This is a genomic window from Caminicella sporogenes DSM 14501, from assembly GCF_900142285.1.
GTDB lineage: Bacteria > Bacillota > Clostridia > Peptostreptococcales > Caminicellaceae > Caminicella > Caminicella sporogenes.
In genome coordinates this window covers 403804-418326 of sequence record NZ_FRAJ01000003.1, presented here as the reverse complement: position 1 = coordinate 418326, position 14523 = coordinate 403804, and the positions used below count along the sequence as shown (strand labels likewise).

Here is a 14523-nt window from a genome sequence, read left to right as displayed (position 1 = left end):
TTATAGCCTCATAATAGAAGTATCGGATAAGATTTATAAATCTATAAAGATTTATAGGTATGCGTTGCTTTCTATAAGGTTTTTATAGATATAAGTCAACGGTTTTATAAAAAGTTAATAATTACATGATATAAAATAAAGCTCTGGTGGCAGTTAAGCATCAGAGTTTTTATAGTATATTTAAATAATTTTTGTTTTGTAAGTAAAAAATAGACAAGAATAAAATTGAGATAAAGAACATATAAATTGTCATAGATGATGATAAGTATTAACTTTAAAAGGAGGATAAAATGCAGAAAATATTAATTTTTACAGGAAGTATTAAGGAATTCAAAGTATATTTGGAAGCTATCAATCAAACGATTGAATTTGAAAGAGCAAAAAAGAAAATAAGTAAAAAAAGCCTGCAATTGCATAATTAGCAGTTGTAGGCTTTTTGTTTGAATAAATGTTTACTTATAAAAAGATAGAACCTAAAAAGGTTCAATGATTAGTAGTGTTAGACATATTTCAATTATTATTCTACTAAAAACGACAATAATTGTCAATAATTTCTTTAAAATGAAATTGTTTTAGAAAAAAAATTAATTGTTTAAAAAGTCGAGATAGATTTTAGTTCTATCTCATTTTTTTGTATAAAAAAATTTAAAATGGCTAGAATACTAGATGATTTTAGTAAAAGTTTCTATATTTGTATTTGATAAGTAAATTGTCAAATACTAAAGATAAGGAGAGAGTCAAATGTATTATAATAGTTATAAAAAAAGAAGGAAAAGAAGAATAGTTAGTTTTTTTAGTGTGATTTTATTGCTTTCAGTTCTTACGTATGGATATTTTTCGAAAAATAATAAAAAAGCTGATGAAATACCTTATATAAGTAAAGGTGAAGAAAATAAGTCGATAGAAAAAATTAAAAATATAGAAAAAACGGACAAAAATGATAAAAACGATGGAGGTGTAGAAATAGTTAGTGAAAAAATACTTGAAGATAATTTGACAAATGAAGAAAATCAAGATGATTTGAGAAAAAAGGAGTTAGTAAATAAAGATACCGAAATAATATTTAACATATTGTATAAAAAGACAGGAGAGATAGTGAAAGACAAAGTTAAAGTGCCTATTACACTTGTTGGTATGACTTTAAGAGAATTTCAAGACTATATCGAAAAAAATTATTCTGATTGGAAAATAAAAAATATTTCTACCAATTTTGTAACTTTGTTCAAAGAAAAAGATGGATATATTCCAAATTATTATTTAATTCAAAACAAAGATGGATACATAACGATTTATAAAATAAATGAATTTGGTGAAAAAGTACTTTATCAAAAAACTGAAATACCTTTATCAGTATTAAGTGAAGTAGATAAACATAAACTTGAAAAAGGAATTTTAGTTAAAAGTTTAGATGAAGTTATGAGTATAATAGAAGATTATAGCAGTTAGATGTACTAAATTAAGTACATCTTTTTTTATATTTAAAAAAAGCAGGAAAAGTATGTATTTATATCGAATATATGTTTGAGAAAGAATTATTGAATAAAAGAGTAAAGAAAATTAAATTGTAGACAGGGATTGAAATATTTTAGACAGGTATAGTAGAATATAATGGCAATTAACTAAAAAAATTAATGTTTAAAGACTTTGATGAGGTGATTTTGTTGATAGATTACATAAAGGGAAAAGTCAGTCATTTTGGAGAAGATTATATAGTTGTAGAAAATAATGGTATAGGTTATAAAATTTATACTTCAAACTATACAATGATGAATTTACATGAAAAAAAAGAAAATGTTATAATATATACTCAGATGATAGTTAGAGAAGATGATATTAGTTTGTGTGGATTTTTTGATAGAAAAGAGTTGAAAGTTTTTGACTTATTAAAAACAGTTAAAGGAATAGGTACTAAGGTTGCACTTGGAATATTATCAACTTTGCCATATACTGAATTGATTAATATTTTAGTTATCGGTGATGAAAGTAGATTGACAAAAGTTCCTGGTATAGGAAAAAAGACTGCTCAAAGAATAATTTTGGAGTTAAAAGATAAAGTAGGGAAGGTAAATGAGTTTAAAGATATAGATTTTACTAATAAAAATGTTCTATATGTGCAGGAAAATAAAGATAATAATGAATTATTAGAAGCTTTAATGAGTTTAGGATATAGTAGAGGAGAGGTTCAGAGCATAATAAGAAAAATAGATAACAATTTATCTTTAGAAGATGGAATTAAAGAGGCGTTAAAGCTTCTAGTCAAATAGTAAGAGAGAGGGATTGTAATGAATAAAAATTTGAATAATAATAGAATTGTAACTCCGAATTTAAAATCTGATGATATTGAGATAGAAGGAAGTTTAAGACCTAAATATTTGAGTGATTATATAGGGCAGGATAAAGTAAAAAATAGACTCAAAATATTTATAGATGCAGCAAAAATGAGAAAAGAGTCATTAGACCATGTTTTATTGTATGGGCCACCCGGACTTGGAAAGACGACTTTATCAAATATCATAGCAAATGAAATGGGGGTAAATATAAAAGTTACATCTGGACCAGCAATAGAAAGACCAGGCGATTTGGCTGCCATATTAACTAATTTATCGGAAAACGATGTTTTGTTTATAGATGAAATTCATAGATTGAGTAGAAATGTAGAAGAAGTTCTTTATCCTGCGATGGAAGATTTTGCTTTAGATATTATCATTGGAAAAGGTCCAAGTGCTAAATCTGTAAGAATAGATTTGCCTAAGTTTACACTTGTTGGAGCTACTACTAGAGCAGGGCTTTTGACTTCGCCATTAAGGGATAGATTTGGAGTAATATGTAAACTTGATTTGTATAATATAGAAGATTTAAAAACTATAGTCATAAGGTCAGCAAGGATTTTAAATGTTCCCATATCAGAAAAAGCAGCGGTAGAAATTGCAAAGAGAAGCAGGGGAACACCTAGAATAGTAAATAGATTATTAAAAAGAGTTAGAGATTATGCTCAAGTAGTTGGAAATGGTGAAATTGATATAGATATAGCTAAAAAAGCGTTAAACATGTTGGAAGTTGACAATTTAGGACTGGATAGCGTCGATAGAAAGATATTAAATACAATAATTGAAAAATTTGACGGAGGGCCTGTGGGATTAGATACTTTGGCAGCTTCAACTGGCGAGGAAAAAAATACTATAGAAGATGTATATGAGCCTTATCTGCTTCAATTAGGCTTTTTAAAGAGAACTCCTAGAGGGAGGGTACTGACTAGGAAAGCTTATGAACATATGGGAATAGATTTTAATAAAGAAGATGAGGTGACTTTATGGAATCTATTGGAAGAATGATTATATCGTTAGGGATATTACTTATCATTATAGGAGGAGTAATTACTTTAGGTGGGAAATTGGGATTAGGACGTCTTCCAGGCGATATTTATATAAAAAAGGGCAATTTTACTTTTTATTTTCCTCTATTAACTAGTATTATTATAAGTATAGTTTTAACTTTCTTATCAAATTTAATATTTAGAAGATAAAATTTAAAGGGGAGTTACTATGAGAAAAAAGATTTTTATTGCTCATATTGTTTTATTTTTTTTTCTAATGTCATGTGTTAGTGTCTGGGGTTTTTCAAAACAGGATATTCCTTATGCAATTAAAGTAGGACTGAGGTATGGAGAAAATGCAGCGTCAGTTGTAAATTTACATTCAAATACTGGATTTGAATTTGGATTTTATGATAATAATTATTTTAATACACTTTTAAATTTAGCTGATAAAGAAAATATTGTAGTAAGAAAAGATTCGTATTATGTTGATTATAATGGAGCTTATATGGAAGTAAATGATATAAGCAGCATTTCATTTTCAAAATTATATGGTCCATTTCATGTGGAAATAGATGAATACTTTTCAAGTAGAGAAGAAATGGAAGAATTTCTTGTAGCTTTAAAGGATTATGATATTGAATTTTATCCAGTATACGAAAATGGTTGGAGAATATGGGGTGGATTATTTACCTCAAAATATGAAGCAGAAGATTTTATAAATAGTTATGGACAAGTAAATAATAAAAATTTAAAAGTTGTAAATCCTAACAATAAAAGAATACAAGTGTTAGATAAAAGAGGTAATGTTTTATTAATATATAATTCTTTGGAGAGAGATTTTTATTTTACACCTATTGTAGAAAAAGACAGTGACCAAATTATAAATATAGACGGCAAAAATTATAGAGGAGATGTTATTTTTAAAAGATATTTAAATAGTGATATTACAGTAATAAATTATTTAACTTTACAAGAGTATCTATATGGAGTTGTACCTAAAGAAATGTCAGGAGATTGGCCACTGGAAGCATTAAAAGCCCAAGCTGTTGCAGCTAGAAATTATGCAGTAGCTAATATGGGAAAGCATAGTAATTATGGTTTTGACCTTTGCAGTGGTATTGATTGTCAAGTTTACGGAGGATATGATGCAGAAAAACCTAGAAGTAATATGGCTGTTGATGAAACAGATGGAAAAGTGTTAACATATGATGGTAAAGTAATAAATGCTTTTTTTCATTCAAATAGTGGAGGACATACGGAAGATAGTGAGAATGTCTGGAGCTTATATATTCCATATATTAGAGGAGTAGAAGATGAATTTTCGTTGGATGCTCCTAACAGTAAATGGATACAAGTTTATTCTCCTGATGAAATATCAGATGTGCTTAATTCAAAAGGGTTTAATATTGGACAAGTATGCAGTATATATCCCGAAGAATATTCAAAAAATGGCAGAGTACTGTCTTTGAAGATTAAAGGAAGTTTGAGTGATTTGACATTAAAAAAAGAAGAAACTAGGAAAATATTTGGTTATAGTAAAATAAAAAGCATGAATTTTACGGTAGAAACAGATGCTAGTTTTTATATAAAATCTAGTATAGAGAAAGAAGCAGTGAGAAAATCATTAAATAATGTACATATATTAGGAAAAGAAAATTTTGTTAAAATTGTTGATGGTGGAAATTATTTTGTATCGAATGGAGAAAAAAATGTAAAAATAAATGGAAAACCGTCTAAGTATATTTTCAAAGGAAAAGGTTGGGGACATGGATTAGGTATGAGTCAATGGGGTGCTAAAAAGATGGCTGAACTTGGCTATACTTATGAAGAAATATTAAAGCATTATTATACAGGAACTAAATTAGAATAGGGGTTTTGCATATGAAGACTAGTGATTTTTACTTTGATTTACCACAGGAATTGATTGCTCAAGTTCCACTAGAAAAAAGGGATATGTCAAGATTGATGGTACTAGATAAAAAAACAGGTGATGTAGAACATAAAATATTTAAAGACATTATAGAATATCTTGATGAAGGTGATTGTCTAGTATTAAATGATACAAGAGTTATTCCCGCAAGGTTATTCGGGCAGAAGGATACAGGTGCTAATGTAGAATTTTTACTTCTCAGAAGAATAGACAAAGATAGATGGCAGACACTAGTAAAGCCGGGAAAGAGAGCAAAAGTAGGTTCAAAATTTACTTTTGGAGATGGTGAGCTCAGAGGAGAGATAGTAGATTTAGCAGAAGAAGGAACGAGAATTATCAAGTTTAGTTATGAAGGTATATTTGAAGAAGTACTTGATAAATTGGGAAATATGCCTTTGCCGCCGTATATTACTGAAAAACTTGAAGATAGAGAAAGGTATCAGACAGTTTATTCAAAACATAGCGGTTCTGCAGCAGCACCTACAGCTGGACTGCATTTTACTGAAAATCTGCTTAAAAAGATAAAAGATAAAGGTGTTAAAATAGCATTTATTACACTGCATGTTGGACTTGGTACATTTAGACCTGTTAAGGTTGAAAATATAAACGAACATAAAATGCATTCTGAATTTTATATAGTTAGTAAGGAAACTGCTGATATAATAAATGAAACGAAGAAAAATGGTGGAAAAATCATATCTGTAGGTACTACAGCGACTAGAGCTTTAGAAACTGCTGCAAGTGATAATGGACATATGAAAGAATGTAGTGGATGGACAGATATATTTATATATCCTGGTTATAGATTTAAAGTAATAGATAGATTAATTACAAATTTTCATCTGCCTGAATCTACACTTATTATGCTTGTGAGTGCACTGGCAGGTAGAGAAAATGTACTTAATGCCTATAAAATAGCAGTTAAAGAAAAATACAGATTTTTTAGTTTTGGAGATGCAATGTTTATAAAGTAGGAGGATGTATTATGGCGATAAAATATGAATTGATAAAAGAATGTAAACAAACTGGAGCAAGACTTGGAAAAATATATACTCCTCATGGAACAATTGAAACACCTATATTTATGCCTGTGGGAACACAAGCAACAGTAAAATCAATGACTCCTGAGGAATTGAAAGAAATTAATGCACAAATTATTTTAAGCAATACGTATCATTTATATTTAAGACCGGGGTATGAGTTGGTAGATAAAGCTGGAGGACTTCATAAGTTTATGAATTGGGACAGACCTATACTTACAGATAGTGGTGGCTTTCAAGTTTTTAGTTTAGGAAAGCTAAGAAAAATAACAGAAGAAGGGGTAGAGTTTAGGTCTCATTTAGATGGTTCTAAGCATTTTATAAGTCCAGAAAAAGCTATAGAAATTGAAAATGCATTAGGAGCAGATATAATAATGGCATTTGACGAATGTGCACCTTATCCAGCAGATAAAGAGTATGTTAAAAATTCTCTTGAAAGAACAACTAGGTGGGCAAAGAGATGTAAAAATGCACATAAGAAAAAGGATAGCCAAGCTCTATTTGGAATAATACAAGGCGGTATGTATAAAGATTTGAGAAAGCAAAGTGCATATGAAATAATTGAAATGGATTTTCCGGGTTATGCAGTTGGGGGATTAAGTGTAGGAGAACCGAAACCGCTTATGTATGAAATTCTTGAATATACTACACCGTTAATGCCTAAAGATAAGCCAAGATATTTAATGGGTGTTGGGACACCAGACTGTTTAATAGAAGGTGTTATTAGAGGTATAGATATGTTTGATTGTGTACTTCCAACTAGAATAGCAAGAAATGGTACTGCTCTTACAAGTCGTGGAAAGGTAGTAATAAAACAAGCTAAATATTATGATGATTTTACACCTTTAGACCCAGAATGTGATTGTTATACTTGTAAGAATTATTCTAGAGCATATATTAGACATTTATTTAAAGCAAATGAAATACTGTCTGCTAGATTAATTACATATCATAATTTATATTTCTTATTAAAATTAATGGAAAAGATAAGAGAAGCTATTAAAAATGATAGATTATTAGATTTTAGAAAAGAGTTTTTTGAAAAATACGGATATGAGTTATAAATTTATAGAGGAATTATTAACTTTTTGTTGAATATAGTATTTTGTATATAAAAATAAGATGAAGGGAAGTGTAAAAATGCAGCAGCTTTCACCGCTGTTTATGTCTATTGCAATTTTTGTAATTTTTTATTTTTTACTGATAAGACCTCAGCAAAAGAGAAATAAGAAGATACAGGAAATGAGAAAAAACTTAAAAAATGGGGACCATATTATTACTATAGGTGGTATACATGGTAAAATAATAAAAATAAAAGATGATGTACTTACTATTGAAGTAGGTGCTGATAAAGTTAGATTGCAGATTGAAAGATGGGCTGTGGGTTCAGTAAAAGAACAAAAAGAATCTTTATAACAAAAAATAATTTAAGACTATTTTTCTTTTAGTTCTAAATGATTTTCCTCCACATATATTTTATTAAGATAAATTTGTGGAGGTGTAAAAATGCCTTACGGAAGTAATGCTGAAAAAAAAGATGATTTTATACTGCTGATATATTTAAAGAGTATAGTTATATCTATGGCAGTAGCTCTTGTGATATTTTTAATATTGGCAGCTATTGTTACATTTACATCAGTTTCAGAATCTATAATTCCCTTGGTATCTTCAATTGTTACAGTTTTAGTTATAGCTTTTAGTGGATTACTAGCTGCTGTTAAAAAGAAAAAAAAGGGTTTTTTACATGGTATAGCTATTGGGGCTTTGTATGTTTTAATAATATTTATTTTAAGTTTGATATTTATTGATGATTTTTCAATAAATAAGATAGTTATAATTAAAGGAATAATAGGTATAGTATCAGGAGGAATAGGTGGAATTATAGGAGTAAATTTGAAATAATATCTTCAATAAATTTTGTCAATATGTTATAATTTACTAGTAATCATATTAGTGGGAGGGAGATAAGATGAAGCATATAAAGACATTAAGTGGTGCAACATTAAAGGAAACTGCACATAAAGCAGGATGTGGCGAATGTCAAACTTCATGTCAATCTGCTTGTAAAACATCTTGTACAGTTGCAAATCAAGAATGTGAAAATAGATAGTAAAATACAAATTATGTGAAGATGAAAGCAGAGGCAGCTTAAAAGCTGCTTTTTTCTGTTGAGATTTTATTTTTAACTTGCAACATAAGTATTGGAAATTTATAATAGAAAGGGATATTTTTTTTAGGAGGAAAAAGACTATGATACACAAATTTAAAATAGACGATGTGTGCATTGTAATTGATGTAAATAGTGGAGCAGTACATGTGATAGATGATATTGTATATGATGTTCTTGATTATTATAAATTAAAAAGTGAAGAAGAAATTCAAAATTTACTTTCTAATAAATACAGTGTAGAAGATATTAAAGAAGCTATAAGAGAAATTAAAGAATTAGAGGAAAATGAGCTTTTATATAGTAAAGATTCATATATAAATGATACAATATTAAAAAATAGAAAACCCGTTATAAAAGCTCTTTGTCTTCATGTAGCACATGACTGCAATATAAGATGTAAATATTGCTTTGCTTCACAAGGAGATTTTAAAGGTGATAGAAGTCTTATGAGTGAAGAAATAGGCAAGAAAGCTTTAGATTTTCTTATAGAGAATTCTGGAAACAGAAGGAATTTGGAAGTTGACTTTTTTGGTGGAGAACCTCTTATGAATTTTGAAGTTGTTAAAAAATTAGTCGAGTATGGAAGAAAGAGAGAAAAAGAAGCTAATAAGAGGTTTAGATTTACAATCACTACAAATGGTGTATTGTTAGATGACGATATTATAGACTATATCAATGAAAATATGTATAATGTCGTGCTTAGTATAGATGGAAGAAAAGAAGTAAATGATAAAATGAGATGTACAATAAATGGTGGAGGAACGTATGATATAATAATTCCTAAGTTTAAAAAATTAGTGGAAAAGAGAAAAGATAAGAGTTATTTTGTTAGGGGAACATTTACAAAATATAATATAGATTTTGCAAAAGATGTTTTACACTTAGCTGATTTAGGATTTAAACATACTTCTGTAGAACCAGTTGTAGCAGAGCCGGGAGTTGGTTATGAATTGACAGAAGATGATTTGCCTGAAATTTTTTCGCAATATGAAAATTTAGCAAGAGAGATTATAAAGAGGGAAAAAGAAGGCAAAGGATTTAATTTCTTTCATTTTATGATAGACTTAAATCAAGGGCCTTGTGTAATAAAGAGATTAGTGGGATGTGGAGCAGGTTCAGAATATTTAGCTATAACTCCAGAAGGAGATATATATCCTTGTCATCAATTTGTTGGAAATGAAGAATTTAAAATGGGGAATGTAAACGAAGGTATAGTTAATAAAGAAATAGGTAAAAAATTTAATAATGCACATGTTTATAATAAAGAAAAATGTAGTGAATGTTGGGCAAAATTTTATTGCAGTGGCGGCTGTCATGCTAATGCATATAATTTTAATAATGATATACACATTCCTTATGATTTAGGATGTGAAATGGAGAAAAAGAGAATAGAATGTTCTCTATATATTAAGGCTAAACTAAGTATGGATATATAAAGCTACTAAAGAAGTTTGGAGGGATAATCTTTGATAATAAAGTATAAAGATTATGAGCCTGATGTTCATAATAGCTGTTTTATTGCTGAAACTGCTCAAATTATTGGAAGAGTTACATTGAAAGAAAATGTTAATATTTGGTTTGGAAGTGTATTGAGAGGGGATGGTAATTATATTGAGGTAGGTGAAAATACAAATATTCAGGATAATTGTGTAGTGCATATAAATAGTGAAATGCCTACTGTTATAGGAAAAAATTGTACAATTGGACATGGAGCAATAGTTCATGCTTGTACAATAGGAAACAATGTACTCGTGGGTATGGGTGCAATAGTACTTGATGGAGCAGTAATAGAAGATAATGTAATTATAGGTGCAGGGGCATTAATTCCTCCGGGAAAGACAGTGCCTAAAAATTCATTAGTAATTGGTTCGCCGGGTAAGGTTGTTAGAGAACTGACAGATGAAGAGATAAAGAATCTTAAACAATCTGCAATTCATTATGTTGAGCTTGCAAAAGATTATTTATAGAATAAATTTTATTCTGTAAGCAAAAGATGAGGAGGCAATAGAAAATGAAAATGAAGAATATACTAATTTTACTTTTGATATTGGCAGTAATAGGATTGAGTGCATATACTGCTGTTAATGGACTTAAAGTGGGAAATTTTTCAATTAATCCAATTAAAGATTCTATAAAATTGGGATTAGATATAAAAGGTGGAGTATATGTAGTGCTTGAAGCTGATACAGATGCTAAAGGCGAAGAACTAAAAAAAATAATGGAACAGACAAGAGAAGTTATTAGAAAACGTGTTGATGCTATGGGATTAACTGAACCTAATATAGTACTTGAAGGAGAAAAAAGAATTAGAATAGAGCTTCCTGGAGTAAAAAATGCTCAAGAGGCTATTGAATCTATAGGTAAAACTGCTCAATTAAAATTTGTCAGTTCAGATGGTAAGGTGATTTTAACTGGCAAAGATGTTAAAAATGCGGAAATGAAATTTGACCAGAGAACTAACCAACCAGTTGTTTCATTAGAACTTACAGGAAAAGGAGCAGAAAAATTTAGAAAAGCGACTAAAGAAGCTTCACAACTTCCTGCACCAAAAAATATAATAGCAATAATACTTGATAATGAAGTAATATCTGCTCCACGTGTTAATGAAGAAATTCCAAACGGTAAGGCAGTAATATCAGGTAACTTTGATGTAAAATCAGCTTCTAACCTTGCTGCTTTGATTAGAGGCGGTGCACTGCCAGTAAACTTAATAGAAGTTCAAACACAGGCAATTGGAGCTACATTAGGAATAGATTCATTAAAAACAAGTGTAAATGCTGCTAAAATAGGTATAATTTTAGTTTTATTGTTTATGTTTATATATTATAGATTACCGGGATTAATAGCAGATATAGTTTTGATTTTATATACTTTGATAGTGCTATTTGTTTTCGTAGGCTTAAAAGCTACTTTGACTTTACCGGGAGTTGCTGGTCTGATACTATCTATAGGTATGGCGGTAGATGCTAATGTAATCATATTTGAAAGAATAAAAGAAGAATTAAGAAATGGAAAGACGATTAGAGCTTCAATAGATTCAGGCTTTTCTAAGGCTTTAACTACTATTTTAGATTCTAACATTACTACATTCATAGCAGCTTTAGTGTTATATTACTTTGGATTAGGTCCTATAAAAGGTTTTGCAATAACACTTATGATAGGTATATTGGCGAGTATGTTTACAGCAATATTTGTTACAAAGTATATATTAAAGCTAATTGTGAATATTGGTCAGTTTAAAAATACTAAATTATTTGGAGCATAATAGAAAAAATAATAAATAAAAATTATATTACTTACTGATATATATTTAATCATCTCTAGAAGGGAGAATAACAAATGAAGATAGCTGAAAATTATAAAATATGGTTTAGTATATCTCTTGCTGTAATGATTGCTGGATTAGTAATGGCAATTGTTTCAGGGGTTAATTTAGGTATAGATTTTACAGGCGGAACAATGATGCAAATAGATATTGGTAAAACATTTGATTTAAAAGAAATAAAAGAAATTACATCAAAATATCAGTTGGATGCAGATATTATCTATGCTGGACAAAATAAACAAGAAGTAATTATAAAAACTAAAAAAGACCTTTCAAACAAAGATAGAATGGAAATATTTAATGAATTTAAACAAAAATTTAATTTAAAAGATGAAGCTTTTAGACAAGCTCAGCAATTTGGACCTTCAGTTGGTAAAGAAATAAGAAATAAAGCAATGTTATCTATAATTATTGCATCAATAGGTATGCTTATGTATATAACATATAGGTTTACATTTAAGTTCGGGGTATCAGCTATAATTGCTTTAATACATGATGTTTTAATAGTTCTTTCAATATATGCTATATTAAAAATACCTGTAAATAATCCATTTATAGCTGCAATACTTACAATAGTAGGTTATTCAATAAATGATACAATAGTAGTTTTTGATAGAGTTAGAGAAAATGTAAAGCGTATGAAAAAAGCTAATTTCTTTGAAATAGCAAATCAAAGTATAAAACAGACTTTAAGCAGGTCTATAAATACATCTTTGACTACTTTACTTGTTATAGGAAGTCTTTTTGTCTTAGGAGTTGAGTCTGTAAGAGAATTTTCACTACCTTTATTAGCTGGAATTTTAACAGGAACTTATTCATCAATTTTCATAGCAAGTCCAATATGGGCTTTATGGAAAACTTATGAAAAGAGAAGGAACAGCTACAGACCTTCTTAGTTTAAAAAAATATTTAAAGTGGTAATAATATCAATGATTGATATTATTACCACTTTTTTAGAAGGTGAAAAGTATGTATCAGATAAGAAAAAGTTATAAAAATATGAAAAGATATAAAGAAATTGCAGAAGTATTAGTTAAATATGGATTTGGATTCTTTGTAAAAAAACTTCATGAAAATAAACTAGTACCATCATATGTTTTAAAGAGAAAAGGAAATATTACATTATCAACAGAGGAAAGAATAAGAAAAATATGTGAAGAATTGGGACCAACTTTTATAAAACTTGGACAGATAGCAAGTACTAGATCGGATTTGTTTTCAGAAGAATTAATAAAGGAACTATCTAAATTACAGGAAAATGTGAGAGTAGTATCTTATGATGAAATTTCTAATGTATTTAAAGAAGAATTTAAAATAAGATTAGAAGAAGCTTTTATTAAATTTGATAAAAAACCTATAGCTTCAGCGTCAATAGGACAAGTATATAAAGCTACATTGTATTCTGGAGAAGAAGTCATCGTTAAAATTCAAAGACCGGGGATAAAAAAAATAATAGAAAGAGATATAGATATTTTATTATCTATGAGTAGATTATTTGATGAACATTTTAGAGATATGTTTTCTTTTAGTGTATATGAAATAATGATGGAACTTACAAGAGCTATAAAGCATGAATTAGATTACACAAAAGAAGCTAGAAATACTGAGCGTTTTTTTGAAAACTTTAAAAATAATCCAAATGTATGTATACCAAGAATTTTTTGGCAGTATACATCTAAAAAAGTGTTGACACAAGAGTGGATAGATGGAATTAGTGTATCTAATATAGATAAATTGAAGGAAAAAGGCTGGGACATAAAAAATATAGCAAATATAGGAGCTAAGAGTTTTTTAAAACAAGTTTTTATAGATGGTTTTTTCCATGCAGACCCTCATCCGGGAAATATATTAGTTGTAAATGAAGAAACTATTGCATTCATAGATTTTGGACTATGTGGGTATCTTGACAAATCAAAAGTTTCTTTAATAACTGATTTATTTATTGCTGGTGCAAAAAAAGATGTAGAGAAAATTGTAGAACTTCTAGCACAAATAGATGCAATTTCAGATGAAACGAATACAACGAGATTAAAAGAAGATTTACTCTTTCTTGTAAGTCATTATTATAATATGCCTTTGAAAAAAATAAATATAAGTGATATTGTTTCTGAATTTTTGAGAATAACTTATGAAAATAACATTCGACTTCCTTCACAGTTTACAGTATTAATAAAAGCAATATTGACAATAGAAGGAACAGGAAGAATTTTAAATCCTGAATTTAGTATATCATCGACATTGAGAGAGTTTTCTGCTGATATAATAAAACATAAATATAATATTAATAACATAATGGATATAGCTGTAGATTTTGCAGATGATTTGAAATATGGTTTAAAGATATTTCCGAATCAGATTAGAAAAATATTAAAAATATTAGAAGATAATCAAATTAAAATAGCTATTGAAGATATAAGATTTAAGGCTTTAGAAAGAGAACTAAAGCAATTTAGTAACAAAATTTCTTTGAGTTTGATAGTATCATCATTAATTATAGGTTCATCTTTAGTACTAAACGTTAAGACAGGTCCTAAACTTTTTAATATTCCATTGATAGGATTTATAGGCTATTTTGTTGCTTCTATATTGGGATTTTTTTTAATGATAAGTATATTAATAAGCAAAATGAAAGATTGATTTTCTTTTATTTGGGTATTTAAATCAGTATATAAAATTTATTGATAAGACAGTTTTAAAAAATATGAAAAAGTGCAAATGTATTTATTTTGCAGGAGGTGTTCA

Annotated in this window: 16 protein-coding genes; all 16 read left to right on the top strand. The window is 28.4% G+C overall.

Annotated elements, in window-relative coordinates:
* Positions 1 to 290: 290 nt before the first annotated feature.
* The gene (locus tag BUA90_RS12680; protein WP_278301735.1) at positions 291 to 422 is read left to right on the top strand and encodes a hypothetical protein; all 132 of its coding nucleotides are present in this window, start codon (positions 291 to 293) and stop codon (positions 420 to 422) included.
* 319 nt (positions 423 to 741) lie between these two features.
* Positions 742 to 1446: a BofC C-terminal domain-containing protein gene (locus BUA90_RS02165; protein ID WP_072965733.1), complete on the top strand. Its 705-nt coding sequence runs from the start codon at positions 742 to 744 to the stop codon at positions 1444 to 1446.
* Positions 1447 to 1661: 215 nt separating this feature from the next.
* Complete coding sequence (gene ruvA, locus BUA90_RS02160) at positions 1662 to 2264, top strand: Holliday junction branch migration protein RuvA (RefSeq protein WP_072965732.1); 603 nt, start codon at positions 1662 to 1664, stop codon at positions 2262 to 2264.
* Positions 2265 to 2282: 18 nt separating this feature from the next.
* Positions 2283 to 3332: a Holliday junction branch migration DNA helicase RuvB gene (ruvB, locus tag BUA90_RS02155; protein ID WP_072965731.1), complete on the top strand. Its 1050-nt coding sequence runs from the start codon at positions 2283 to 2285 to the stop codon at positions 3330 to 3332.
* Positions 3311 to 3523 (top strand): DUF2905 domain-containing protein, encoded by a 213-nt coding sequence (locus BUA90_RS02150; RefSeq protein ID WP_072965730.1) that lies wholly within the window; start codon positions 3311 to 3313, stop codon positions 3521 to 3523. Before ruvB ends, BUA90_RS02150 begins: the two co-directional genes overlap by 22 nt.
* A gap of 19 nt (positions 3524 to 3542) precedes the next feature.
* Positions 3543 to 5186 (top strand): SpoIID/LytB domain-containing protein, encoded by a 1644-nt coding sequence (locus BUA90_RS02145; protein WP_072965729.1) that lies wholly within the window; start codon positions 3543 to 3545, stop codon positions 5184 to 5186.
* Positions 5187 to 5197: 11 nt separating this feature from the next.
* Positions 5198 to 6220: a tRNA preQ1(34) S-adenosylmethionine ribosyltransferase-isomerase QueA gene (gene queA, locus BUA90_RS02140; RefSeq protein WP_072965728.1), complete on the top strand. Its 1023-nt coding sequence runs from the start codon at positions 5198 to 5200 to the stop codon at positions 6218 to 6220.
* A gap of 8 nt (positions 6221 to 6228) precedes the next feature.
* Positions 6229 to 7350, top strand: coding sequence for a tRNA guanosine(34) transglycosylase Tgt (gene tgt, locus BUA90_RS02135; RefSeq protein WP_072965727.1), 1122 nt, complete (start codon positions 6229 to 6231; stop codon positions 7348 to 7350).
* Between the two features lie 76 nt (positions 7351 to 7426).
* Positions 7427 to 7702: a preprotein translocase subunit YajC gene (gene yajC, locus BUA90_RS02130; protein WP_094756675.1), complete on the top strand. Its 276-nt coding sequence runs from the start codon at positions 7427 to 7429 to the stop codon at positions 7700 to 7702.
* Between the two features lie 90 nt (positions 7703 to 7792).
* Positions 7793 to 8188: a TIGR04086 family membrane protein gene (locus tag BUA90_RS02125; protein ID WP_072965725.1), complete on the top strand. Its 396-nt coding sequence runs from the start codon at positions 7793 to 7795 to the stop codon at positions 8186 to 8188.
* A gap of 67 nt (positions 8189 to 8255) precedes the next feature.
* On the top strand, positions 8256 to 8396 hold the full coding sequence (gene scfA / locus BUA90_RS02120; protein WP_072965724.1) for a six-cysteine ranthipeptide SCIFF: 141 nt from the start codon (positions 8256 to 8258) through the stop codon (positions 8394 to 8396).
* Positions 8397 to 8536: 140 nt separating this feature from the next.
* On the top strand, positions 8537 to 9892 hold the full coding sequence (scfB, locus tag BUA90_RS02115; protein WP_072965723.1) for a thioether cross-link-forming SCIFF peptide maturase: 1356 nt from the start codon (positions 8537 to 8539) through the stop codon (positions 9890 to 9892).
* Between the two features lie 30 nt (positions 9893 to 9922).
* A complete protein-coding gene (locus BUA90_RS02110; RefSeq protein WP_072965722.1) occupies positions 9923 to 10423 on the top strand; it encodes a gamma carbonic anhydrase family protein in 501 nt (166 codons plus the stop codon).
* A 44-nt stretch (positions 10424 to 10467) separates the two neighbouring features.
* Positions 10468 to 11721, top strand: coding sequence for a protein translocase subunit SecD (gene secD, locus BUA90_RS12485; RefSeq protein ID WP_072965721.1), 1254 nt, complete (start codon positions 10468 to 10470; stop codon positions 11719 to 11721).
* A gap of 74 nt (positions 11722 to 11795) precedes the next feature.
* Complete coding sequence (gene secF, locus BUA90_RS12480) at positions 11796 to 12677, top strand: protein translocase subunit SecF (RefSeq protein WP_072965720.1); 882 nt, start codon at positions 11796 to 11798, stop codon at positions 12675 to 12677.
* 73 nt (positions 12678 to 12750) lie between these two features.
* Complete coding sequence (locus BUA90_RS02095) at positions 12751 to 14418, top strand: ABC1 kinase family protein (protein ID WP_072965719.1); 1668 nt, start codon at positions 12751 to 12753, stop codon at positions 14416 to 14418.
* The last annotated feature ends 105 nt before the right edge of the window (positions 14419 to 14523 follow it).

What these genes read in the sequence shown, in the direction of transcription:
- BUA90_RS12680 (WP_278301735.1), top strand. Translation starts at nt 291, where the DNA reads ATGCAGAAAATATTAATTTTTACAGGAAGTATTAAGGAATTCAAAGTA.
- BUA90_RS02165 (WP_072965733.1), top strand. Translation starts at nt 742, where the DNA reads ATGTATTATAATAGTTATAAAAAAAGAAGGAAAAGAAGAATAGTTAGT.
- ruvB (WP_072965731.1), top strand. Translation starts at nt 2,283, where the DNA reads ATGAATAAAAATTTGAATAATAATAGAATTGTAACTCCGAATTTAAAA.
- BUA90_RS02150 (WP_072965730.1), top strand. Translation starts at nt 3,311, where the DNA reads ATGGAATCTATTGGAAGAATGATTATATCGTTAGGGATATTACTTATC.
- BUA90_RS02145 (WP_072965729.1), top strand. Translation starts at nt 3,543, where the DNA reads ATGAGAAAAAAGATTTTTATTGCTCATATTGTTTTATTTTTTTTTCTA.
- queA (WP_072965728.1), top strand. Translation starts at nt 5,198, where the DNA reads ATGAAGACTAGTGATTTTTACTTTGATTTACCACAGGAATTGATTGCT.
- yajC (WP_094756675.1), top strand. Translation starts at nt 7,427, where the DNA reads ATGCAGCAGCTTTCACCGCTGTTTATGTCTATTGCAATTTTTGTAATT.
- BUA90_RS02125 (WP_072965725.1), top strand. Translation starts at nt 7,793, where the DNA reads ATGCCTTACGGAAGTAATGCTGAAAAAAAAGATGATTTTATACTGCTG.
- scfA (WP_072965724.1), top strand. Translation starts at nt 8,256, where the DNA reads ATGAAGCATATAAAGACATTAAGTGGTGCAACATTAAAGGAAACTGCA.
- scfB (WP_072965723.1), top strand. Translation starts at nt 8,537, where the DNA reads ATGATACACAAATTTAAAATAGACGATGTGTGCATTGTAATTGATGTA.
- secD (WP_072965721.1), top strand. Translation starts at nt 10,468, where the DNA reads ATGAAAATGAAGAATATACTAATTTTACTTTTGATATTGGCAGTAATA.
- secF (WP_072965720.1), top strand. Translation starts at nt 11,796, where the DNA reads ATGAAGATAGCTGAAAATTATAAAATATGGTTTAGTATATCTCTTGCT.
- BUA90_RS02095 (WP_072965719.1), top strand. Translation starts at nt 12,751, where the DNA reads ATGTATCAGATAAGAAAAAGTTATAAAAATATGAAAAGATATAAAGAA.